This is a genomic window from Klebsiella sp. PK01, from assembly GCF_057624675.1.
In genome coordinates this window covers 782,880-806,526 of the sequence record NZ_JBYEZM010000002.1, presented here as the reverse complement: position 1 = coordinate 806,526, position 23,647 = coordinate 782,880, and the positions used below count along the sequence as shown (strand labels likewise).

Here is a 23,647-nt window from a genome sequence, read left to right as displayed (position 1 = left end):
AGGGGCTCAGGCCCCTTTCTTGTAGGAGCGTTCTATGGAAATGGTCAATCTCAAAACCGGTACCGACAGCTACCAGGATGAAAGCGGTGAAACGAAGACTCGCGATGAATATCCGTGGGGGCTATGCATCACACTGAACAATGACACCCTGAATAAGCTGAAGGCGCAGCCGCAGAATGTTGGCACTGAGGTGATGATTACGGCTAAAGCAGTGATTAAAGGCATCTCGGCACGTGAAGGCGACGATGGCACTTTCCGTAGTGCGGATCTGCAGATCACTGATATGGCACTTGCACCAGTGTCCGGTGAAGCACCGAAGACCGCGGCTGAAACTTTATATGGTGAAGGGGGCGAGTAATGGCCTCAGTTATCGAAATTTGCAACCGCGCGCTGAGCAATATCGGCAATAACCGCAGCATTAACAGCCTGAATGAAGCCAGCAAAGAAGCCGGGCAATGCTCACTTTATTACGAATCAATTCGTGATGCTGTCCTGGCCGATTTCGACTGGAACTTTGCCACCAAAACTGTGGCTCTGGCAGATACTAACAATCCTCCTCCAAACTGGGCTTATGCATATCAATATCCTACTGACTGCTTGAGGATCACCGAAATACCACTACCCGGCGTGAGATATCCAACGGCTGAACAACGTGTTGAGTACATAACTGGTTCTAATAATGAAGGTACAGGGAAGTTGATTTATACAGATTTGCCTGGCGCCTGGCTGAAATATGTTTCCCGCATCACTGATGTGAACATGTTCGATTCAATTTTCCAGGAGGCGCTATCCTGGCGCCTGGCCGCGGCTATTAACATGGTTATCACTGGCAATGCTGACCTCGGCAATAACGCTCTCAGCATGTATAGCCGAATCATCCTCAGCGCCAGCTCTCACAGCATGAACGAATCGCAGGAGCCGCAACCGCCTGTTGATCCCTTTACTGAAGCGAGGATGTGCTGATGGCCGTTAGCTGGATACAACCGAGTTTCTCCGGCGGAGAGATTGCGCCATCCCTGTATGGCCGCATTGATATGGCCAAGTACCAGGTAGCGCTGCGCAAGTGCGATAACTTTATTGTGCGCCAGTATGGCGGGGTAGAGAACCGTCCGGGCACGCAGTTTATCACCGCGGCAAAATACCCGGATCGTAAATGCCGGCTAATTCCGTTCCAGTTCTCAACGGTTCAGACCTATGCGCTGGAGTTTGGTCACAACTATATGCGCGTTATCAAAGATGGCGGTCTTGTGCTGACCACCGGCGATGTTATTTATGAGCTGGCAACACCGTATGCAGATAGTGACGTTTTCGGCCTGAAGTTCACGCAAAGCGCAGACGTGATGACGATTGTTCATCCTTCATACCCGCCAAAAGAGCTACGCCGCTACGCACATGATAACTGGCAGATTGTCGACGTCGAAACAAAGAATGGCCCATTTGAAGATATTAACGTCGATGAATCAGTAACTGTTTATGCCAGCGGCACGACCGGCACTATTACTCTCACTGCGAGCAGTGCCATTTTCGGCAGTGAGCAGGTAGGGAAATTATTCTATCTTGAGCAGCCCGCCGTTGACTCAGTGCCGGTATGGGAAACCAGTAAGACCACTGCAATTGATGATATCCGGCGCGCCGACAGCAATTACTACCGGGCGAACACAGCAGGTAAAACCGGTACGCTGCGGCCATCGCATACCGAAGGTATGGCCTGGGATGGATGGGGTGGGACTGGTGACGATGATACCGGCGTGCAGTGGGAATACCTGCACAGTGGATTTGGTATCGCGCGGATCACTGCTGTCGCCGGAGATGGCCTGTCTGCTACTGCCGATGTTATATCACGCATCCCTGAAAACGCCGTAGGCTCAGACAAGGCGAGCTATAAGTGGGCGCGGTATGCATGGAACAGCGTCAATGGCTATCCGGCGACAGTTGTCTATTACCAGCAGCGGCTGTACTTTGCAGCTTCCTCAGCTTATCCGCAAACCATCTGGGCAAGCCGTACTGGCGACTATAAAGACTTCGGGAAAAGTAACCCGGTACAGGATGATGATCGGATCGTTTATACCTACGCCGGGCGCCAGGTGAACGAAATCCGCCATCTTATTGATGTTGGATCACTGGTTGTTCTTACCTCCGGCGGGGAATTTGTTGCCACCGGCGATCAGAACAAAGTACTTACGCCTTCCTCTTTCTCTCTGAGTTCCCAGGGTTCAAATGGTAGCAGCGATGTGCCTCCGATAGCGGTTTCAAACATCGCGCTGTTTATCCAGGAAAAGGGTAGCGTTGTGCGGGACCTGGCCTATTCGTTTGATGTTGATGGGTTCCAGGGTAATGACCTGACAATACTCGCTAACCACCTTTTCCAGAAGCGCAGCATTGTTGACTGGTCATTCTGTATCGTGCCTTTCTCCAGCGCGTTCTGCGTGCGTGATGACGGTAAATTACTGGTCCTGACATATCTGCGTGACCAGCAGGTTTTTGCCTGGTCTCCGCAATCCAGCGCCGGCAAATATGAAAGCACCTGCGGCATCGGTGAAGGCAGTGAAGACGCCATTTACTTTGTGGTGAACAGAACCATTAACGGGCAGGTTGTACGCTACATTGAGCGGCTGTCCAGTAGGCAGTTTACTAACGACCTCGATGCTTTCTTTGTTGATAGTGGGCTCAGCTATGATGGCCGCAACACTGAAGGCAGAACAGCAACGATAAGCGGCGGAAGCGGAAACTGGAGTTATCAGGTGCCGTACACTCTGACGATGAGCGGTAGCTCGTACTTTTCCGCCGGCGACGTCGGCGCACAGATACAGTTTCCGTATACCGGGACGGATCCGGTTGATGGCACTGACGTAGCCAAGCAGTTGCGTTGTGACATTATTTCAGTGGAAAGCGGCAACTCAGTAACCATAACCGCAAACCGCGATATTCCGGAAGTTCTCCAAAATAACGCAACTACAAACTGGACAATGGCCAGACAAACCTTCTCAGGGCTTGAGCATCTGGAAGGGCAGACCGTCAACATTCTTTCCGACGCCAGCGTAGAGCCGCAGAAAGTCGTCACCGGCGGCGCCGTAACGCTCGAAAAGCCTGGCGGTGTTGTGCATATCGGGTTGCCGATAAACGCACAATTCGAAACGCTGGACATCAATATTAACGGGCAGGAAACGCTGCTGGATAAGAAGCAGCTGATCAACACTGTAACGCTGGTAGTAAATGCCAGCCGAGGAATATGGGCGTCTACGCCCGGCGGCCAGTGGTATGAATACCCACAGCGCGAGTTTGAGTTTTACGACGATCCTGTTGAAGACGCTACCGGGAAAGTAGAAGTGAAACTGGACAGCATTTGGGAAAAGAACGGACGTTTAAAGATCCGCCAGACTGACCCGCTACCGCTTTCTGTCCTGGCTGTAATCCCGCGTATTACGGTGGGAGGCTTCTGATGATTAATGCTCAAATCGTCCCGGCCACGGCTGCACATATCGCCGAAATTCTCCCCTTAGTGCGCGCCGCTGACCTGCAGGAGTTTTCTGCAACCAATGGCTGGAGCGCAAAACGAGTGCTGGAATGCGGCCTCAAAACATCAACGTTCTGCTGCGCCGGGCTGGTTAATGGCAAGGTGGTGACAATCTTTGGTGTGGCGCCGGCGTCAATGATTGGTGGGAGTGGCATCCCCTGGCTGGTTGGCACTGATTCACTTGAAAAATATCAACGTACATTCCTGCGCCGCTGCCGGAAAGTGGTCAATGCAATGCTGACGGTTTACCCGTATCTTGAAAACTATGTTGATGCCAGAAACCACGTCGCAAAGGCGTGGCTCCACTGGCTTGGTTTTACCCTGGAAGACCCGGCGCCGTATGGCGTGCAAGGCCTGCCGTTTCATCGATTCCACATGGAGAGAAAATAATGTGCGAACCAGCAACGATCGCCGCCGGCGCGACATTAGTTATAGGTGCAATGTCAGCCTACAACCAGAACCAGCAATCAAAATATCAGTCAGCGGTAGCTAGCCAGAACGCGGATATTGCTGAAGCACAGGCGCAGGATGCCGTTAACCGCGGCAACATTCAGGCTGCAGAGGTGCAACGTCGAAACCGGCAAGCAGCGGGAACCCAGGCCGCCACGATGGGTGCGACAGGTGCTGATTTAAGCACTGGTACATCACTGGATATTTTCGGCGACACCGCGCAGTTTGGCACGCTTGATGCGCTTACAACCGTGAATAACGCACAGCGTGAGGCGTATGGGTATCAGGTCCAGTCTGTTAATTATGACGCAGAGGCTAAAGCCGCTCGGTCTGCTGGAAAGGCAAATGCGACCATGACCCTGCTGTCTACACCGCTTAAAGCCTTTGGTGCTTACCAGACATTTGGCGGTACCTGGAGCCCGTTCACGCAAAGTAGCGCAGCACCAATATCTGCGGCCGTCGGCACCAAAACCGGGCGATAAGGAGATAATTCATGCCAGTCGTACCTACCGTCACCGGCCGCCAGGTTGAAAGCCGCGGTGTATCAACCCAGGGATTTCAGGCAGTAAACCAGCCAAACATTACCGATGCATTGGGCGCAGTTGGCACTCAGGCGATCGACTTGTTTGGTCAGGCTAAACAGCGCGCTGATGTTGCAATGGCTCAGGACGCATCACAGCAACTGACGCAGACCGCCAGTGACCTGATGACTAACCCGCAAAACGGTCTGCTCAATCAGCAGGGTAAAAACGCTCTTGGCAAAGGCCAGGAGTACACCCAGTTGTTTGACGCAAAGGCGCAGGAACTTGCGATGACTCTGCCTGAGTCTGCCCGCCAGGGGTTCTTGCAGCAGGCTCAGCAGCAGCGTATTCAGTTCACATCGCAGGCCGGGCGTCATGAAATAAGCCAACTGAATGCTTATGAGCAGGGACAGTTTCAGGCCACGCTGGCGACTGGCGCCAAAACTGCAGCAACGATGTATGGCGATAATGCAAACTACGTTCTCGCAAACCAGCAGGCTTTCCAGCAGATAGATGATTTCGGCGCGGCGCATGGCTGGAGTCCTGAACAGATCCAGGCCAAGAAAATAGAATTCAAAGAGAAAGTAGCTGATAGCGCGCTTTCACAATGGTCTGCTGAAAACTCGATCGCTTTTATCCAGAGCAACGGTGAGTTAAGCGACACGGTAGCCGGATCACGGCGGGCTGTCGCCGGCGGTGGTGAAGCATCAGCAGATGGCCCGCGCGGCGTTCGCAACAATAACCCAGGGAACCTCGAGGCGAGTTCATCAAATCCATGGGTAGGCCAAACTGGTAGTGATGGCCGGTTTGCAAAATTCGAGACTCCGGAACATGGGATCCGCGCGCTGGGGCGTAACCTGATTTCATACCAGCGACAGGGGATTGATACCGTTGGCGAGATTATCAATCGCTGGGCGCCGCCGACAGATAACAATGACACCGCCGCTTATATCAAATCCGTCTGTGCGCAACTCGGAGTAAAGGCCGACCAGCCTCTTGATGCTTCAAACCCTGATACTCTGCAGGCGCTGTGCGCCGCCATTATCAAGCATGAAAATGGAAGCCAGCCGTATAGCAATGAGCAGCTTTCTACTGGCGTCAGCGCTGCGCTAGGGCTTTCACAGCTTCCTACCAGTAACAAGCGCTACACGGGCAACGCCGCCTTTGATGCTGCGTCTCCTGAATCACAGGCAGCATTCCTGCGACAGGCAGACCAGATCCGCAAGCAGCAGCAGGCGGAATACAGAACACAGATTGATGGTGTGGTTCGCGATGCTACGGCCGCCTATATGCGCGGTGTAGAGTTCCCTGACCCGCCAGGAGAGAAGGAGTTTCTGGCGGCGTATGGCGTGCGAGAAGGTAACCAGCGATACACCGAGTTCAAAAATACGCAGATCGCCGGGCAGTACATTGGCTCATTCCGCAACATGCCTACCAATAGCATCACGGCATACGTCAACCAGTTGAAGCCGACGCCGGAACAGACAGGTGAAGGGTACGCCTCGCGCGCCGCGCTTTATGATCAGGTTACCGCCGCTGCAACAAAAGTTATTTCAGAGCGGCAAAATAACCCATTTGGCGCCGCCGTGGACATTGGTGCATACAGGCCAATGCAAAACAACACCCCTCAGGCAGTTACTGAGGAAATTTCACGCCGTTTCTCAGCACAACCCGACCTGCAGAAGATCGGGATATCTGCGCCAATTCTCTCAAGTGAGGAAGCGTCTACGCTCGCGCAGCAGGTGCGAGGAACGCAAAACGTCGATCAGACCATTAATCTACTTCAGACAATGGGCCAGACATTACCGCCGGCGGCTATGCGTCAGGTAGCCTCTGCAATCGCTCCGAACAATGCCGCTACAGCGTATTCCGCGCTGCTTCTCGGCACGCCAGACAACCAGTATGACAACCGAAACCCGGTCATATCCTACGACCAGTTTATTGGCTACAAGCCAACCATGAATAAGTACGACGTATCGAAGGTTATTCTGGCTGGCGATCAGCTTCTTAACCCGACCAAGGCTATGAAAGATGCTGGCATATCACCTGTTCAACTGCCGAGTGAGGACAAGCTCAAGCGTGCGTTTGATGACCAGGTAGGAAATGCATTTGCCAATAACCCACAGGCGCGCCAACTAAGTTACAACCTGTTCAAAGCTGCTTATGCCGGGATCGCCTATCAGTCTGGTGACGCCTCGATGACACGCACAGATGCTGCTAACTCAGACGTAGTGGAGAAGGCTGCGCAATATGCTACTGGCGGTGTGTACAAAGGATTTAATGGTGGTGATGTGGTTATGCCATTCGGGATGGACAAATCAACGTTTAAAGACCGGTACACGGTCTCTGCGCAGAAGGCGCTGAAGGATGCAGGGCTTAATGTGAATGCAGCCTCAAACTTTACGCCGGTGAATATTGGTAATAACCAGTATCGCCTAGTGAGCGGCAGTGGCCGCTGGGCGACCGATCCGAAAACTAATCAGGCTATCGTGGTGAGGGTTGAATAATGGCAGATGTATTTTCACTCGCGCCAGAAGGCCAAGCATGGACCGATGATAAAACTGCAACTAATCCTGCACGTCCTGAAGACTATGAACCGACATTCTTCCAGGGATCAATTGCTGCGCCGGTACGTGGCGTTGCTGAAGGCACTATCGGACTGGCGCAGTCTGCTGTCGGATTCAGCAAACGCCTGATCAGTGATCCAGCGTTTACCGCCGATGTTGCGCCGACGGTGAATATCTTCAGGGTGATGTTCCCTGATGCTGACAAAACCCTGAATGAAACCTACGACACGATCGGTAAGCAACTGCAACAGGCGCGCGGTTACGTTAAACCTGACGCAGGAAGCCAGGGAACGGCTGCGGAAGTACTGTACGGGCTCGGGCAGTTTGTCCCGGCCATTGGTGCAACAATCGTAGGCGGTCCTGCAGCTGGCGCCGCCACGGCATTTGGCTCTACTTATGAGCAGTCGTATCAGGACTTCCGTGCTAAAGGCGTGGATGAGAACACAGCACGCAACCTGGCCGCGCAGCAAAGCTCGTTCAACGCTGCGGGTATGGCTTTGCCTGCTGCCGTCGGCAACACTCTGGCAACGCGAATCGCCTCTGGTGTGGCTATCAATACCGGATTTGGTGGGCTCAACCGGTATTCAGTCGGCGACACGCTGGAGGAAAAAGGCTACACCGAAATGGCGAAGCAATACCGGGTTTTCGACGGGCAGGCGATGCTGGTCGATGCAGTTTTGGGTGGCGCATTCGGTGGCGCGCATCACCTGGCTGCTCGTAATGCTGATGCTCCACCTCCGGCAGATACTGAAGCGCCGATAACGGCGGCAGAGGTGCAGAGTGTTCCTGAGGCAACTGCAGAGCCATCCACGCCAACGGAATCCGCACCAGTAACTGATGCACCAGGCGCGCCGATGCGGTCTGATGCTCAGACACTTGTTACAGAATCTGGCTCAGCACCAGATATCCCGACCATTAAGCCAAGCGATATCGATGCGGCTCATACCCTGAATGAGGGGCTGTATTACGATCTTGAATCGGCGCCGGTGCTGCATGCCAGCAACGAGAGCATAAACAGCCATGTGGCCGCAATGGATGAAGCGTACCGACAACTGAATGACGGCCAACCTGTTAACGTCGGGATGATGGCGCGCGGCCTTGATGGGCCGGCGCGTCCTGGCATGCTGGACGCGGCTTCTGAGCAGTACAATGCAATGCAACAGGTTTTCGATGAAAATGGTGTCAGGTATGAAACGCCTGCTGAATTGACAGGCGAAGCGCCGGCGCCGAGACCTGAAAGCTCTTTTACTGCGGCTGATGAAACTGGCGGGCAGGTCAGTGTGGATCCAGATACCGGCCAGGCGATTTCATCAAACAGTTATGACCTGATGGCGGCCCGCGATATGGCTACTGCCAATCCTGACTTGACGATCGCGCACCCTGACACAGGGCAACCGACAAAACTTTCTGATGTTCTTGCTGAATTTGACGAGCAGATTAAAACCGTACAGGCAGACTCTAAAGTGTATTCCGTTGCCGCGGCGTGCTTCCTGAGGAATCCATAATGAAACAGGCATGTGTTGAAGCCATTGCTCAAACACTTGGCCGCCAGCCTAAAGCTGACGAGCTGAAAAATATCGAGGATCGCATTAAAGAGGCGGTGCGTGACGTTCATCGAAAAAACGCCAGGGAAGGGAAGTCCGGGATCCCTGATGCTCAAACGTATATGGAGGCTGCCGACCTTGTGCGCCAGCGCGTTGTGCATGACGTCTATAAGAAGCGCCAGCGCGTCGCACAGAACGCGATAGCTATCAGTAAGGTAACGGATACCCTTGATGCCAATATCCCGCCAGAACAACAGACACCGGCTAATTTTCAGCAGTTTATCTTTGCCGGTAGGCGGACATCGGATGGTAAAGATATTGCCGTTACATCTGCCGAGGAACTGGCAACCGGTGCATATCAGGACTGGTCACGACAACTCAGCGCTGAGCTGCTCAAAGCCGGTGACGATGTACGCAAATTCTTTGAGCAGAGTAAGGCGCTTGGTGAGCAACGTTTCCGCAGTCTCTTCGACCAGCAGGCGGCTAAATCAGCACAGTTCCAGATCCTGAAGGAGCTTTACGGTGAAGACACTGGCAACCCTCAGGCGAAGAAAATCGCACAGGTTTGGAATGATGTCACCAGCCGGGCCCGCCAGGAGATGAACGACAACGGGTTTGACATTGGCCTGCGCGATGACTGGCATTTGCCATACGTCGATGATGCGGATTTTATCCGCAACGCTGGGCGCGATGAATGGCTGGCATCACTTCCGGCAGCCGAGCGTGCAAAAGCGCAGCTATCCGGCCGCCAGCCGCCGATTGAGTTTGCCCGCCAGGCCTGGGTTGATGACGTTTACAACACGCAGGATCGCAGCAATTACGTCAATCCGGACGGTAGCCCGATGAATGACATCGAGTATCGTCAGGCGCTGGAGGCCATTTTTGAAACCAAGGCTACCGATGGCGCCAATAAAATAGAGCCCGGCGCTTTTATGGGTACTGGCGGTATTAAGAACCGCGGATCGCAAAGCAGGGTAATGGCATTTAAAGACGCACAATCCCACTTCGCCTATATGGAGCGCTACACGCAGCAGCCTGTAGTTGGCGTAATGATGTCTCACCTGCAGTCGTCATCACGTGACCTTGGCGTTGTTAAAGCGTTTGGCCCGGATGCTGCCCGCAACTTTTCACTGGTTCTCGACAGGATTTATCAGCGAGCGGTAACCGGCGGGGAGGAAGTCGGCAAGATGAACGATGAGCGCCAGATGGTAGAGCGTATGTTCAACTCGATGGCCGGGCTGAATGGTGCAGCTTCATCCAGCGTGTTCACGTCTGCTGTAGGCGGCCTTCGAAACCTGATGACCAGCGCTATGCTGGGTACCAGCGTACTGACGGCGACAAGCGATCAGGCCATTATGCGCGCCAACGCACAGGCTCTCGGGTTTACTCGCAATGGCATGCGGCTGTCTGCAAATACAATCCGTAATCTGTTCAGCGGGGACGCCAAAAAGGCTAACGCAGAGCTGGGCCTGCTGGTTGACTCTCATGCTGCTGTCGTTTCTAAGATGGGTGGCTTCGACCTCTCTCGCGGCATTACCGGCTGGTTTGCTGAGAAAACACTGAAGTGGTCAGGGCTGATTGCAATGGACCGCGCAAACAAAGCGTCATTCGGCCTGCTGATGTACAAAAACATCGGCGAATTGACCCGCAAATTTAAAACGCTGGATGACGTCAAAGGTTCCGATAAAACCATTCTGGCAAGTAAAGGATGGAGCAATGAAGACTGGTCTATCATGGCAGCGGCAGAGTTGCGGCCAATGACAACTGCCGGGCATATGGGCATGACCCCTGACGCAATTTACGCCGTTCCGGATGAGACCATCGCCAATATTATGGCTGACCGCATCGCCCAGGTTCGCGCCGGTAGCGAAGAGGCATTATCCGCACTTGGTGAATTGCCGCCAGAACGCCTGAAAAAGATGAAACAGGCATTTGATGCTGAAGCAGAGCAGACCATCGCCCGTATGGTTCGCAACGCCCGTGCTGAAGCCGCACAGAAATTACTGGGCATCACTCACGGTGAGATGACCAGCGCAGTGACGACGGCTACGGGGCTGGATACCTATGCCCGCGATGATGCCGGCCAATTATTAAAAAGCTTCATGCTCTTCAAGACCACTCCGTTTGCTGGCTTCCGGCAGTTGGTTAACCGCGCACGTGATCTTGATACAGTGCCAGCTATTAAATTCCTGGCCTCATATATTGCTGGCACAACCCTGGCCGGGATGTTCGCAAACCAGATGAATAGCTTGCTCACTGGCAATGACCCGCTGGATATGACGAAGCCAACAACCTGGGTGCAGGCTCTGCTGAAAGGTGGTTCTTTCGGCATCTACGGTGATTTCTTGTTCCAGGACCATACGCAATATGGATCGAGTATTGCAGCCACCATCGGTGGGCCGGTATTAAGTTTTGCTGAGCAGTTAACCAAGCTGCTAATCACTAACCCACAGAAAGCGCTTCAGGGGGAAGAAACTTCCTTCGGTGCCGATGCGCTAAAAACCGCGCGCATGATCACTCCATTTGCCAACCTCTGGTATGCTAAAGCAATAACCAATCACCTGATCCTGCAACAACTTCAGGAGATGGCAAACCCAGGTTACAACGACAGGGTAAGGGACCGCGCGCAGCGGGAATTTAGCACAACAAGCTGGTGGGAGCCTGGCGCTACAGCGCCACGTAGAGCACCGGATTTAGGAAAGGCGGTAGGTAAATGAATGGTATTTCAGAGATGAGCGACGATTCTTTAAGGGAAAAATATAAAGAGTCAGCACTTATATATGCCGATTGCCAGAGAAAAAAGAATAGGGTTACGGGGATTCTGTTTCTATATGGCGTAATAGCGACCTTATTGCCAGTCATTTTCATTGCAGAAATTCTTATTAATCAAAGAGATTATCTTGTTTTGACAGTGCTCGTTTCTGGGGTTTTGTGCGTCTTGTTGGCTATGAAACGTGAAAAATTAGAAGCGGCAGAAAGAGAGTACCGGTTAAACAACTTATCGGAATTGTCTCTTGAAATGAGCAAAAGGAAATTAATGTGACATGTCACAACGCCACACAACAAAAAGCCCGCGGCGCGGGCTTAGTTCTTCTTGAGTTTTTTCTTCTTCCACCTGGTCGCTAGCCATTCAAATTTTGTATAACTACAGGCCGCATAGCGGCATTTTTTATTTTAGTTGCTTTCTCAGTTGCAGCGCGCAGAAATCAAGATGTGTCTGGAGGTCTCGCATCGACATCTGAGAGCTTGTAACGTAGTTAATAAGCGCAACAAGTTCTGCAAGCGCGCCGCTGACATCGTGCCCGTCTTTGTCCAGCTCCCTGAGTAAATCCATCAAATGCGAGCTCTCAACCAGAGAGCGAACGCCAGCAGGCGTGTGAATTCGCTCCGTGAAACCTTCTTCAAGAGGGTGATGGTACCGCTGCGACATCTCAACAACTCCACAATAACACTGTATGTATATACATATATCAAAACCTTACTACCATTTCCAGTGATGTTTCAATTACCCTTTAGGTAATAATGCCATTCAGCAGTGCACGTTTTATTCATATAGGGGTTTACAGGTAATAGAATGACGGTAGTGCGGTGCGCCGGGCGCTGCGACAATCGGAGATTTCTACATGACGGTCTCAACCGAAGTCGACCATAACGACTACACAGGTAACGGCGTTACCACGTCATTCCCATATACGTTCAGGATTTTCCAGAAGAGTGATCTGATGGTGCAGGTAGCCGACCTGAACGAAAACATCACAGTGCTCACGCTTGACACTGACTACACGGTCACTGGTGCTGGCGGTTATTCTGGCGGCGCGGTAGTGCTGGCGTCACCGCTAGCCAATGGATGGCAAATTTCTATTTCACGCGAATTGCCCGTAACCCAGGAAACGGATCTGCGCAACCAGGGTAAGTTCTTTGCTGAAGTCCACGAAGACGCTTTCGACAAGCTGACGATGCTGATACAGCAGTGTTTCGGATTCCTTCGCCTGGCGCTGCGCAAGCCTACATTCATAGCTAACTACTATGATGCGTTAAATAACAGGATAAAAAATCTTCGTGATCCTTCTCAGGACCAGGATGCTGCAACTAAAAAATATGTTGATAGCAAATCTCAAGGTTCTAATGACTATACTGATATGTTGTTTAGGAGAACATTACATGTCAGAGATGGAGAGACTTTAACGCAATTACCATCTTCAAACCTTAGGAAGGGTAAATTACAGGCTTATGACTCTGCAACCGGAGATAGTTTACCTATTTTCCCGGGAACTGTTGAACAGCAAACGGCTCTAGATCTGCAAAGTGCAGACGGTTTGAAGTACATAGGCCGATGCCCAACAATAGCTGCATTGCGGATTATTGAGCCCACTAAGGAGCTTCAGAAAATTGATGTCGCTGAATACGCGTCTGGCGGCGGAATTGGTGGTGGATACTTTATTTATGATGAGAGTGATACCACAAGCCTTGATGATGGTGGCAGTATTATCGTAACTGCTGGCGGTGCAAGATGGAAAAGAGATACAGACCAGTTGTTGCCAGAGCATTTCAACGCAGTTCCTGGTGCAACTATTAATGTAACTCAGAACTTAAGAAATTATATTTCTGCATCTGCTAATAAAACAGTGGTTTTTAAAAATGGACCATGGCTCATTAATGGTACCCTGGACCTTTCAAGCGTAAGGAAAATCATAGCAGATCCAAGCGGTAAGATTTTTGTCGACCCAGCTGGATTCAGTTCACTATTTTCTGCAAAATATGCATTAACATTTGGTAATCCTGATTTACCGTATGGCAGCGGTAGAGCAACTGCTATAACTATTTCCGGGATTCTTGTTTTAGAGGCTAATAACAGGAGTGAAGCCTTAAACGGAGTTTATGTCAAAGGCGCGCTTTTGAACTTTGAGCACTTAAGAATATCAGGCTTTAATGGTGCTGGTTTTTATGGCGAGGCCATGTGGGATAGTACATTTACTAGTGTATCTTGCGAACTTTGCGGTAATGAAAGCACGTATCAGTTTGGAATATATAGTGGTGGGGATACAAGTAACTGCCTGAATTTTGGAAGAATACAATCAGAGCAAGCGTATCATAAGTGTTTGTCAATCGCTTGTATTAGATCATTCATAGGCCCGATCCATGCTGAGCGTACTTATATTACAACAAGTAATGACGGAACTTCAGGAATCCTTTCAGGATTAAACTACATCAATTTTTACATAAACGTTGGTAATACTACATTATCACAAATGATACATGACTGTGTTACTTCAGGAACAGCACCTGATGGCCGTCCTTTGGCTGCGACTATTCCTTCAGTGGTCCTAAATGTTGACTTTGGGAAGGTGAATTCTTGCTCACTAACTACGTCATATATAACAAGTTCGTTTGGTAGATATTCCAACTTTGATGAGGTTCGCTGTAACAGTTGGTTTTTTGATTCGGCGGATACTATTAACAATACCGTTAGGGCACCGTTTGTTAGTGGGACTCTCCATCCATCACTGAAGACAAAATTTATTGGAGGATTTTTAAATAGTATCGTACCAAACTTTAATGCTGCTAATCTTAGTTTTGATAACATTGACATAAACTCTATGACGTTTTCAAATACCATTCTTGGAAATATTGAGTTTAACAAGTGTAGATTCCCATCTACATATACTATTGCATCTACACAAACACCATCAGGGTACAGTGGGCAAAGTACGATCGGCGAAACGATGTCACCTACAACATTCAATGAATGTGATATTAAAGGAACCGTTACCGGAGCATTCCAGAGTAGAGCTATTTTTAATGGCGGATACATTGGTTCGGTTAATGCTGCATCGAGAGCTGCAATTGAGCTTTATAGAGTTACAATTGGTTCGTTTAATCACCAGGATATAAACAATAGAGGATATATCACAAGGCAATGCAAGTGCGCAAATGTAACGGCATGGCATTATCCAAATGCGATTTATTATCACAAGGGGTTGGTGACTGAGCGTATTGGTGATGACGCAAGTTCATTGGGGCAGCAATTTTTCTGCGCTTCAAACTCTTCTTTTACCTGGACTAAAGGTTATTAAGCGAGGCGATTATGAATATCATTAAAGTTAACAATATTTTTATAATTAAAAATGGTAATCATTACCTTGCAGGTAAATATGACAGTGAAGATACAGCCATGTTTGCAATTGAAAACATAAGCGCTCTAGACCTTGATACTGTATGGAATTATGTATTAGGCACGGAGGATAGATCTCACGTCATAACAACTGAAGATCTAACTCAGTTTTTGAGAGGTGATGAAAGAGGTAATGTAGCAACATAAATTATTACCATTTATTCAGATTCGGATTATTGTGTATGATGAGCCTAACAACTATAGGAGATACATCATGCACAATAAACGGTGGTCACCATGTCTGCATCGCTAACCGCTGACACAATAAATCAGGGGCTTAGCTATGGAGCGCTAGCGGCAGTTATCGCTGGCGTTCCGCCTGAGGTGGCGCTTGGTTCGCTGGCAGGGGCGGTAATTTTTGTTACCTCGGCGGTTGAATATCCTGTCAGGCGCCGCGTTTTGCTGTCACTTGTCAGTTTCCTCTGCGGGCTTCTCTTCTACAAACCAACAGCTTCAATCCTTATCGGGCTTGCCAGCATGATACCGAAAATCACGCCGGACTCTTTTGAAAGAGGAATCGTGTATTCCGCCGGCGCGTTCGTTGCGTCTATCGTGGCGGTTCGGGTTGGCATATGGCTGTATCACCGTTCTGATAATCCACGTGATTTAATTCCGGGAGGAAAAGACGATGACAGGTCATGATCTGTTGCTAATAACCAATGCCCTTATATGCGCAGGAATTGCGGCCAGGGTGATGTTTTTCCAACGCAACGGATCGCGCCACCGCCGATGGGGTGGATGGATTGCCTACTTCCTGATTGTGTCGGCCGCCAGTATCCCGGTGCGTGCTGTTTACTCACTCCTCTATCACTTCCCCATGACCGCAGATCTTTCTGAGGTCGTTATCAATGCTGTGATGCTGGCTGCAGTTCTGAAAACTCGCGGCAACGTCGTGCAAATATTCAAAATATCGAGGTCCCAACATGGACATTAACCAATTCCAGAAAGCTGCTGGTATTAATATGGCGCTGGCGACACGCTGGCATTCGCACATTGTTGCAGCCATGCAAGAGTTTGGCATCAGTAAGCCTGATGATCAGGCAATGTTTATTGCCCAGACCGGTCATGAAAGTACTGGCTTTACCCGGCTGGTCGAGAGTTTCAATTACAGCGTGGCCGGCCTTGCAGATTTTGTCCGCGCCGGTCGGCTAACGCAGGGTCAGGCAAACTCTCTTGGTCGCCGGCAAGGCGAACCATCTTTACCACTGGAGCGCCAGCGCGCGATCGCCAACCTGGTGTATAGCAAACGCATGGGTAACAACGGTCCAACCGATGGCTGGTTTTACCGCGGGCGCGGACTTATCCAGATCACTGGCCTGAACAACTACCGGGACTGCGGCAATGGCCTGAAGGTGGATCTGGTGCAGCAGCCAGAACTGCTGGCGCAGGATGAGTATGCAGCCCGCAGCGCGGCGTGGTTCTTCGCCACCAAAGGCTGCATGAAATACACCGGAGACCTGGTGCGCGTAACGCAAATCATCAATGGCGGGAAGAACGGCATCGACGACCGGCGCACGCGGTACATCACTGCCAGTAAGGTGCTGGCGGTATGATCTGGGTGTTAGTCAAAGCGTACTGGAAACAGTTGCTTATCGTGGTGATGCTTGCTGCTCTGGTGTTCGGCGGCATGGTAGCCTGGAATGTTCACGGTGACAGGCAATACGTCGCCGGGTACGCGCAGGCGAAGGCAGACCGAAAAGCAGAAGATGAGAAAGCCCGTCAACATGACGAACAGGAGAAAGCAACCAATGAACGAGAAGCGCAGCAGAGGATCGACCAGGCGCGCAATGATGCTCTTGATGCTGCCGCTCGCGCTGGCAGGTTGCAGCAGCAGCTCGTTGCCATCCGTGAGCAGCTCAGGCAGTATAACGCCACTGTCGGCGCTGGGTCGTCAGCCGCAGACACCGGAATTTTGCTTGCCGACGTGTTCGAAAAATCTCTCGAACGAAACCGACAACTGGCAGAATACGCTGACCGGGCAGCAGAAGCAGGAAGGGTCTGCGAAAGGCAGTACGATGAACTGACGAAACAGGGTACTGTTCCCCGGTGACGGTATATAAAACGGTATGGAGAATTTATCGTTTTATAAATTTGTTTTCAGTCAATTGGTTACGAGTTCTGTAAATAATTGAGTGGGAATAATTCCTGCTGATAGTTGAACGAAACCCTCTGTTTACAGAGGGTTTTTTTATGTCCGTAATGATGTTTGATGTCGGTTGGGCATATGGTCTGGATTAAAAACGATGCCTGACGATTAGCGAACACGCCATGAAGTCGAGTCAATCAGCAACGTTAAAAGAACGCCGCGACGGGTGAATGTCAATTTTTGCTGCAGTTGCTTACCCTGTCACAGAAAGATAAAGCGGAAGGGCGCGGGTTCTCGAAAGAGCCGTTACATTGGCCGTAGGCGTTATTCCTGGGCTGGAGTGGTTGGCGTCGCGGGAGCATCAATGGTGATGGTCGATTGCTGCGACTCTTGCTTGCCCTGATGATGGTACCAGGCGCCGATAGAGGAGTAGACAAAGCGTCCAAAGAAGAAGAGAAAACTGATAAGTAGTACGATACGGGTCATGCGACGGTTAAATCGATGTCGTTTACGCATACTGGGTGCCTGACTCACAAAAGGTTCCTTGAAGTATACCCGAAGACGGGCAATGGGGCTATTAAGTCATAGTATAGCGGTGGGGTCAATTGTCGGCGGTGTAAAAATCGTAGAGCTAAAACATTACTTAATGTTATATAAGATGAACATCGTATTTACACGGATTTTGGTTGTTGCACAAGGTCGCAAAAAAATAAGTTTTATTAATATTAGCTAAATAGTTTATTGATTTGCGTCAATTGCTTGATTCTGTTGCTCACTAAAATCGACCATCTGTTCCGCATCGTTATTACTTTCGCGGTTAGCCTGGTCGGGTTGGATGCCTGTCTGAATATACTCCGCAGGAGTTGGGGTAATCTGTCGAGCATCTATGAGTATTATTAAACTATACAAACGATATCAGGATAAATGGTGGGCACTACCGCTCGTCTTACCTACGTTGTTGTTGCCATTAGCGCGCGCTGCAAATACATTCGCGAATCTTAACGGTCATACCGTCTTCCTGTATTACCTTCCGCTGGCGCTAGTATTAAGCCTGATGCTATTTTTTGGCTGGGCGGCATTGCCTGGCATTGTTATCGGCTTGCTGCTGACCATTACGCGCGGCATGACCTTTGAGCAGGCCATCGGCGTGTTATTTCATTTTTTGATCCCCGCGGTGCTGTGCTGGGGCGGATATCGTATTTTCGTTCCGCGCCGCCAGCAGATTTCCCACGGCAATGTTGCCCTGATGCCGCATCGATTGTTCTGGCAAATGCTGCTGCCTTCGGTGATTTTTCTCATTATCTCGCAACTTGCGGAGTATCTGGGTCTGCATCCGCGCGCGGCGGAGCTGGTTGGGACGACGCCATTTAGTTTACGATCGTTAATCACTTTTCAGGCGCTGATGGTCGGTTGTCTGACCGGCGTGCCGCTGTGCTATTTTTTGCTGCGCGTTATTCGTAATCCTTTGCATTTACGCGGCTTTATATCCCAGGTGCGTTTACAAATCGACCAAAAAATAAAACCGCTGGAAATTATTGTCTGGGCAATAGCATTGTTAATAATACTGGCTTTATTATTCATGCCGTTAAATGTCAACAGCACGATATTTAGCACAAATTATACATTGTCATTACTTATGCCGGTCATGTTATGGGGAGCGATGCGCTTTGGTTATCGTTTTATTTCCCTGGTGTGGCCGCCGATATTAATTCTGGTCATCCATTTTCATTACAGCTACTTGCCATTTTCCCCCATCTACAATAACCAGCTGGCGATTACCTCCTCCAGCTACCTGGTTTTCTCTTTTATTATCGCTTATATGGCAATGCTGGCGACGCAGCAGCGGATGATCCACCGTCGGGTTCGCAGAATGGCCTTTCTCGACCCGGTCGTTCATATGCCAAATTTGCGCGCCCTGAGCCGGGCGCTAAACCACTCGACCTGGTCGGTACTGTGCTTTTTACGCATGCCAGAGTTGGAGCTGCTCGGGCGGCACTACGGCGTGATGCTGCGAATTCAGTATAAGCAGCAGCTGTCGGAGTATTTGAGTCACCTACTGCAGCCAAACGAAATGGTCTGTCATCTTTCGGGCCATGACCTTGTGGTACGCCTGAATAGCGACGATCATCAAAAACGCATTGTGATGCTGGATGAGCGGATTAAGCAGTTCCGTTTCATTTGGGATGGTATTCCGCTGCAGCCGCCCGTCGGGATCAGCTATTGCAACGTGCGCTCTCCGGTCAAGCATCTGTATTTACTGCTCGGTGAACTGAATAATATTGCCGACATGTCGTTAACCAGCGGACAGCCGGAAAACGTGCAGCGCCGCGGCGCCGTTCACGTTCAACAGGGGCTAAAAGAACGCGTGTCCATGATGAACCAGATCCTGCAGGCGCTGGAGCAGAATCGCTTTCGGCTGATGGCGCAGCCAATTGTCGGCATGCGCGGCGATAGCTATCATGAAGTCCTGTTACGCATGGTTGGCGAGCAGGGCGAGCTGGTTGCGCCGGATAATTTTTTGTCCGCGGCGCACGAATTTGGCCTGGCTTCGCGCATCGACAGCTGGGTTATCGACAATACGCTGGCTTTTATGAACGATAATCGCCATACGTTGCCAGGCATGCGTCTGGCCATCAATCTGTCGCCAGTCTCGGTCAGCCGCAGCCGTTTCCCGGATGAAGTCGAGGAAATGCTGCATCATTATAATATCGAGCCGTGGCAGCTTATTTTTGAACTAACGGAAAACCACTCGCTCAGTAATCCGGAGCAGGCGCAACAAACGCTCGCGCGGTTGCAGGAATTGGGATGCCGGGTGGCGATTGATGATTTTGGCACCGGCTATGCCAGCTATGCGCGGCTGAAAACGCTTAACGTCGACATGCTGAAAATTGACGGTAGCTTTATCCGTAATCTGGTCACCAGTAGCCTGGATTATCAGGTCGTAGCGTCGATTTGCCGGTTAGCGCAAATCAAAAACATGCAGGTAGTGGCGGAATATGTGGAATCGCCGGAGATCCGCCAGGCGGTGATTTCACTGGGGATTGATTATATGCAGGGCTATGACATTGGGATGCCGGTTCCGATAGAACAGCTGGCGTGTGCGGCTGACGTCGCATAAAAAACGGCCGGGCGTATGGCCCGGCCGTTTTTAGTGAAAGAATCCAGCTTTACGCTTCTTCTTCAGTAATTTTCAGCAGCCATTCCGGCACGCCTTCCCAGTATTCTTGCTCTTTCTCCAGATCCAGTAGCACTAACGCGTTCTGGCTAAACCAGTCGTGGGGGAAAATTAATGTCCAGTGATTGGCTTCCGTCTTCAATGTCAGTTTTGGCGGCGTAGTCGTCGCCTGACGCTGATTGTTCAGCAATACGCCCAGACGCAGCAGTTGGATCAGCGGCAAGAATTGTTTTTTCTTAAACAAGGTAAAACGCGGCAGATCATCAAGCTTGATAGCTTTGCGGTGATAGCGCACCAGCGTAGCCATCAGCATCTGCTGCTCCTGATTAAAGCCCGGTAGATCGCTATTTTGCAGGATATAGGCGGAGTGGCGATGCATGCCGCTGTGGTTAATGTTCAGCCCCACTTCATGTAGCATTACCGCCCACTTCAGCAGGGCGGACAGATGCGGATTCGCCAGTTTCGGGTTTTGTTCCTGCCACTGCTCGAGCATCTGAGTGGTGGTCTCCAGTACCCGGCGCGCCTGCTCGCGATCGATATTGTACTGGTTTGCGAGGCTCTGGGCCGTACGGCTGCGAATATCCTGGTGGCGGAAGCGACCTTCCATCTCGTACAGCACGCCTTCGCGCAGCGCGCCGTCGGACAGGCGCAGCTCTTTGATCGCCAGCGCGTCGAATACCCCGCACAAAATGGCCAGACCGGGCGCGAATACCGCTTTACGGTCTTCCGACAATCCCGGCAGGCTTAATGAATCGAAGTTTTTATTCTTCAGCAGTTCACTGACCAGCATTTCAAGGCGTTCTGGGGTAATGAATCCGTCCTTTTCACCCATCGCGACCAGCACTTCGTGCGCTGCTTTGATGGTGCCAGAGGCGCCCAGCGCCACGTTCCACCCCTGAATACGGAATTGCCAGGCCAGCGTTTCCAGTTTCTGCACCGCCGCCAGGCGCGCGCGCTGGAAGTTTTCTTTATTGATAACGCCGCCGGCGAAATAGGCCTGCGAGAAGCTTACGCAGCCCATACGTCGGCTTTCCACCAGGCGGGGCTCGAAATCTTCGCCGATAACGAGCTCAGTCGAACCGCCGCCGATGTCGATAACCAGCTTACGTCCGCGTTCCGGTTGCGTGTGTTCAACGCCCATAAAAATAAGACGCGCTTCTTCGTTACCGGAGATTATCTCGATGGGATAAGGAATGACTTTTTCCGCTCGTTTGAGAAAATCCGCCGCGTTAGCCGCCTGGCGCAGGGTATGCGTCCCGACGATACAAACGCTGGAAGGGGAGAACCCCTGCAGACGTTCAGCAAACAACGACAGGCAGTTCAGTCCGCGAGTAATCGCTTCTTCGCTCAACACCGAGTTTTCATCCAGGCCATCGGCCAGGTGGACGCGCTGCTTCAGGCGACCGATGATCTGCATTGCCCCGTCGACGACACGGGCGATCACCATATGAAAACTGTTCGAACCAAGGTCGACCGCAGCGAACTCCTGCGGCCGAGGTGTTTTTTCGTTTATTGGCATAGGTTAATCGGGTTGTTCGAGTGATTTGAGATAATCGTAAATCGCCATCTGTGCGCGTACTTTGCGACGATTGCCGCGCGGCACGTAGCGATTACTCAGTTCTTTATCAAGATAGCGCGCTTTTACGGTATCGTTGAACAGGATATCGAGAATATCCAGTACGCGTTGCTTCAGACGCGGGTCCAGCAGCGGTACGGCCACTTCGATACGATAGTCGATATTGCGCGTCATCCAGTCGGCGGAGGATAACCACACCTGTTTATCACCGCCGTTTTCAAAACAATAGACCCTGTCGTGCTCAAGGAAACGGTCAACGATACTAATAACGCGAATATTTTCGCTAATCCCCTCAAGACCCGGGATCAGCGAGCACATGCCGCGGATGAGCAGGTTCACCGGTACGCCGGTGCTGGAGGCGGCGTAGAGTCTGTCCACCAGCCCTTTATCGACCAGGTTATTTAATTTAAGCGTAATTCCGGACGGTTGCCCATTCTGCGCATTGGCGATTTCGCGATCGATCATTTCATACAGCAGACGACGCGAGTTCTGCGGCGATACGAGCAGGTAGTCGAAGCTGACGGGTCGGTAAGGGTTTTCGATAAAGTTAAATACGCGACGGACTTCATTGGTGATGCGCGCGTCGGCAGTGAGTAATGAATAGTCGGTGTAGATACGAGCGGTTTTCTCGTTGAAGTTGCCGGTGCCGATATGTGCATAACGTACTACCTCATCGCCTTCTTTACGTGAAATGAGGAATAGTTTGGCGTGGATCTTCAGCCCCGGCGCCGAGAAGATAACGTGTACGCCGGCTTCAGTCAGACGTTTAGCCCAATGAATATTGGCCTCTTCATCGAAGCGCGCCTGCAGTTCAACCACCACGGTCACTTTTTTACCATTGTGGGCGGCGTGGATCATCGAATCGATAATCCGTGAATCCTTAGCGACGCGGTAAATATTGATTTTGATTGCCAACACGCTTGGATCGAACGAGGCCTGACGCAGCAGTTCAAGCACGTGCTCGAAGGTATGATACGGATAGTAGAGCAGTACGTCGCGTTCGCGGATGGCGTCAAAGCCGTTGCGGAATTTATCGAACCACAGGTGGCGCAGGCGCGGCATCGGTTTGTTGACCAGGTTGGCCTTGCCAACATTCGGGAAACCGATAAAGTCTTTAAAGTTGTGATAACGCCCGCCCGGCAGCATTGAATCGTAGTTGGAGATGGAGAGCTTATCGCGCAGCATTTCAACCATCGCGTCCGGCATATCGCGCTGGTAGACAAAACGTACCGGCTCGGCGGTTAAGCGCTGCTTCAGGCTCGAGGACATCAGTTCCATCAGGCTCGATTCCATTTCGTGTACCAGATCGTACTCGGCATCACGGGTCATTTTCATCGAGTATGCATTAAGGGCATCGTAGTCAAAGAAACCCTTGAAGATATCATCCAGGCAGTAACGCAGAATGTTATCCAGCAGAATCATTGGTTTGCGGCGTCGCGGCGTTTCCGGCGGCAGGTTCACAAAGCGCGGCACCTTATCGGATGGAATTTCCAGCAGCGCGTAGTTAATGGTATCGCCGCGGATAATCTCCACCGCCAGATAGGTGTAATCATCTTTCAGGAATTGAACCAGATCCGTTTCGCGATTGATCAGAATCGGCGAAATATGCTGGCGAAGATACTGTTTGAAGTAGTTGCGCAGCCAGGACTGCTGATTAACGGACAGCTGGCGTTCGTTAATCAGGAAGATCTGATTACGCGCCATTTCCAGCAGCAGTTCATTATAAAGACCATCAAATTCCTGATCGGCCTTGAGCACGCGGGCCTGGATTTTACCTAACAGATGACGTGAATGGGCGGTACTACCTTGTTCTTCACTGATAAGAATGCGTCGCTTAAGTTCAGCGAAGCGCACTTTGTAAAACTCATCAAGGTTATTGGAGTAAATTCCTAAGAAGCGCATGCGCTCGATAAGCGGGTTACTCTTGTCCGCCGCTTCCTGAAGTACGCGCTCGTTAAAGGACAACCAGCTGAGTTCTTTTTCGATGTATAGCTTTTCCTGGCCCATTACAACTCACACTCCGGATCATTGACGTCGCTTTT

At 51.0% G+C, this 23,647-nt stretch carries 20 protein-coding genes; 16 read left to right on the top strand and 4 right to left on the bottom strand.

Translation table 11 applies throughout. The features are described 5' to 3' along the window. Positions 1 to 34: 34 nt before the first annotated feature. From gp10 to AC22LX_RS08955, 9 genes are read left to right on the top strand one after another with little or no spacing between them, the layout of a single operon-like run. The gene (gene gp10 / locus AC22LX_RS08995; protein ID WP_032723154.1) at positions 35 to 358 is read left to right on the top strand and encodes a capsid staple protein; all 324 of its coding nucleotides are present in this window, start codon (positions 35 to 37) and stop codon (positions 356 to 358) included. Next, complete coding sequence (locus AC22LX_RS08990; RefSeq protein ID WP_487333932.1) at positions 358 to 963, top strand: phage connector family protein; 606 nt, start codon at positions 358 to 360, stop codon at positions 961 to 963. The genes gp10 and AC22LX_RS08990 overlap by 1 nt, the downstream gene beginning before the upstream one ends. After that, a complete protein-coding gene (locus AC22LX_RS08985) occupies positions 963 to 3,440 on the top strand; it encodes a phage tail protein (RefSeq protein WP_487333931.1) in 2,478 nt (825 codons plus the stop codon). The genes AC22LX_RS08990 and AC22LX_RS08985 overlap by 1 nt, the downstream gene beginning before the upstream one ends. Further along, on the top strand, positions 3,440 to 3,904 hold the full coding sequence (locus AC22LX_RS08980) for a hypothetical protein (protein ID WP_047062739.1): 465 nt from the start codon (positions 3,440 to 3,442) through the stop codon (positions 3,902 to 3,904). The genes AC22LX_RS08985 and AC22LX_RS08980 overlap by 1 nt, the downstream gene beginning before the upstream one ends. Next, complete coding sequence (locus AC22LX_RS08975; protein WP_047075487.1) at positions 3,904 to 4,446, top strand: virion core protein, T7 gp14 family; 543 nt, start codon at positions 3,904 to 3,906, stop codon at positions 4,444 to 4,446. The genes AC22LX_RS08980 and AC22LX_RS08975 overlap by 1 nt, the downstream gene beginning before the upstream one ends. Before the next feature lie 11 nt (positions 4,447 to 4,457). Next, on the top strand, positions 4,458 to 6,992 hold the full coding sequence (locus tag AC22LX_RS08970) for a hypothetical protein (RefSeq protein WP_487333930.1): 2,535 nt from the start codon (positions 4,458 to 4,460) through the stop codon (positions 6,990 to 6,992). After that, the gene (locus tag AC22LX_RS08965; protein ID WP_487333929.1) at positions 6,992 to 8,557 is read left to right on the top strand and encodes a hypothetical protein; all 1,566 of its coding nucleotides are present in this window, start codon (positions 6,992 to 6,994) and stop codon (positions 8,555 to 8,557) included. Before AC22LX_RS08970 ends, AC22LX_RS08965 begins: the two co-directional genes overlap by 1 nt. Beyond that, entirely contained in the window at positions 8,557 to 11,313 is a 2,757-nt protein-coding gene (locus tag AC22LX_RS08960; protein WP_487333928.1) for a hypothetical protein, read from the top strand. Before AC22LX_RS08965 ends, AC22LX_RS08960 begins: the two co-directional genes overlap by 1 nt. Beyond that, positions 11,310 to 11,639: a hypothetical protein gene (locus AC22LX_RS08955; protein WP_487333927.1), complete on the top strand. Its 330-nt coding sequence runs from the start codon at positions 11,310 to 11,312 to the stop codon at positions 11,637 to 11,639. The genes AC22LX_RS08960 and AC22LX_RS08955 overlap by 4 nt, the downstream gene beginning before the upstream one ends. 126 nt (positions 11,640 to 11,765) lie before the next feature. Here AC22LX_RS08955 and AC22LX_RS08950 read toward each other — a convergent pair whose 3' ends face one another. Continuing rightward, on the bottom strand, positions 11,766 to 12,026 hold the full coding sequence (locus AC22LX_RS08950) for a hypothetical protein (protein ID WP_047065070.1): 261 nt from the start codon (positions 12,024 to 12,026) through the stop codon (positions 11,766 to 11,768). A gap of 193 nt (positions 12,027 to 12,219) precedes the next feature. Here AC22LX_RS08950 and AC22LX_RS08945 point away from each other — a divergent pair, with 193 nt between their 5' ends. From AC22LX_RS08945 to AC22LX_RS08920, 6 genes are all read left to right on the top strand, one after another. Continuing rightward, entirely contained in the window at positions 12,220 to 14,670 is a 2,451-nt protein-coding gene (locus tag AC22LX_RS08945; protein WP_487333926.1) for a hypothetical protein, read from the top strand. A gap of 11 nt (positions 14,671 to 14,681) precedes the next feature. Continuing rightward, positions 14,682 to 14,915 (top strand): hypothetical protein, encoded by a 234-nt coding sequence (locus AC22LX_RS08940; protein ID WP_487333925.1) that lies wholly within the window; start codon positions 14,682 to 14,684, stop codon positions 14,913 to 14,915. 90 nt (positions 14,916 to 15,005) lie between these two features. Next, complete coding sequence (locus tag AC22LX_RS08935; protein ID WP_047065071.1) at positions 15,006 to 15,410, top strand: putative holin; 405 nt, start codon at positions 15,006 to 15,008, stop codon at positions 15,408 to 15,410. Continuing rightward, the gene (locus AC22LX_RS08930) at positions 15,397 to 15,702 is read left to right on the top strand and encodes a phage holin family protein (RefSeq protein WP_047065072.1); all 306 of its coding nucleotides are present in this window, start codon (positions 15,397 to 15,399) and stop codon (positions 15,700 to 15,702) included. The genes AC22LX_RS08935 and AC22LX_RS08930 overlap by 14 nt, the downstream gene beginning before the upstream one ends. After that, positions 15,692 to 16,321, top strand: a complete 630-nt coding sequence (locus AC22LX_RS08925; protein ID WP_487333924.1) for a glycoside hydrolase family 19 protein — start codon at positions 15,692 to 15,694, stop codon at positions 16,319 to 16,321. Before AC22LX_RS08930 ends, AC22LX_RS08925 begins: the two co-directional genes overlap by 11 nt. Then, on the top strand, positions 16,318 to 16,818 hold the full coding sequence (locus AC22LX_RS08920; RefSeq protein ID WP_487333923.1) for a DUF2514 domain-containing protein: 501 nt from the start codon (positions 16,318 to 16,320) through the stop codon (positions 16,816 to 16,818). The genes AC22LX_RS08925 and AC22LX_RS08920 overlap by 4 nt, the downstream gene beginning before the upstream one ends. A 360-nt stretch (positions 16,819 to 17,178) precedes the next feature. Here the strand turns inward: AC22LX_RS08920 and AC22LX_RS08915 are convergent, their stop codons facing one another. Then, positions 17,179 to 17,370 carry a YfgG family protein gene (locus AC22LX_RS08915; protein ID WP_045392697.1) on the bottom strand — a complete coding sequence of 64 codons (192 nt, stop codon included), beginning with the start codon at positions 17,368 to 17,370 and terminating at the stop codon, positions 17,179 to 17,181. A 370-nt stretch (positions 17,371 to 17,740) separates the two neighbouring features. Here AC22LX_RS08915 and AC22LX_RS08910 point away from each other — a divergent pair, with 370 nt between their 5' ends. Then, entirely contained in the window at positions 17,741 to 19,972 is a 2,232-nt protein-coding gene (locus AC22LX_RS08910; protein ID WP_045392694.1) for an EAL domain-containing protein, read from the top strand. 49 nt (positions 19,973 to 20,021) lie between these two features. Here the strand turns inward: AC22LX_RS08910 and ppx are convergent, their stop codons facing one another. Both ppx and ppk1 read right to left on the bottom strand, forming a co-directional pair. Continuing rightward, positions 20,022 to 21,548: an exopolyphosphatase gene (ppx, locus tag AC22LX_RS08905; protein WP_045392691.1), complete on the bottom strand. Its 1,527-nt coding sequence runs from the start codon at positions 21,546 to 21,548 to the stop codon at positions 20,022 to 20,024. Between the two features lie 3 nt (positions 21,549 to 21,551). Beyond that, entirely contained in the window at positions 21,552 to 23,612 is a 2,061-nt protein-coding gene (gene ppk1 / locus AC22LX_RS08900) for a polyphosphate kinase 1 (protein WP_047043447.1), read from the bottom strand. Between the last annotated feature and the right edge of the window lie 35 nt (positions 23,613 to 23,647).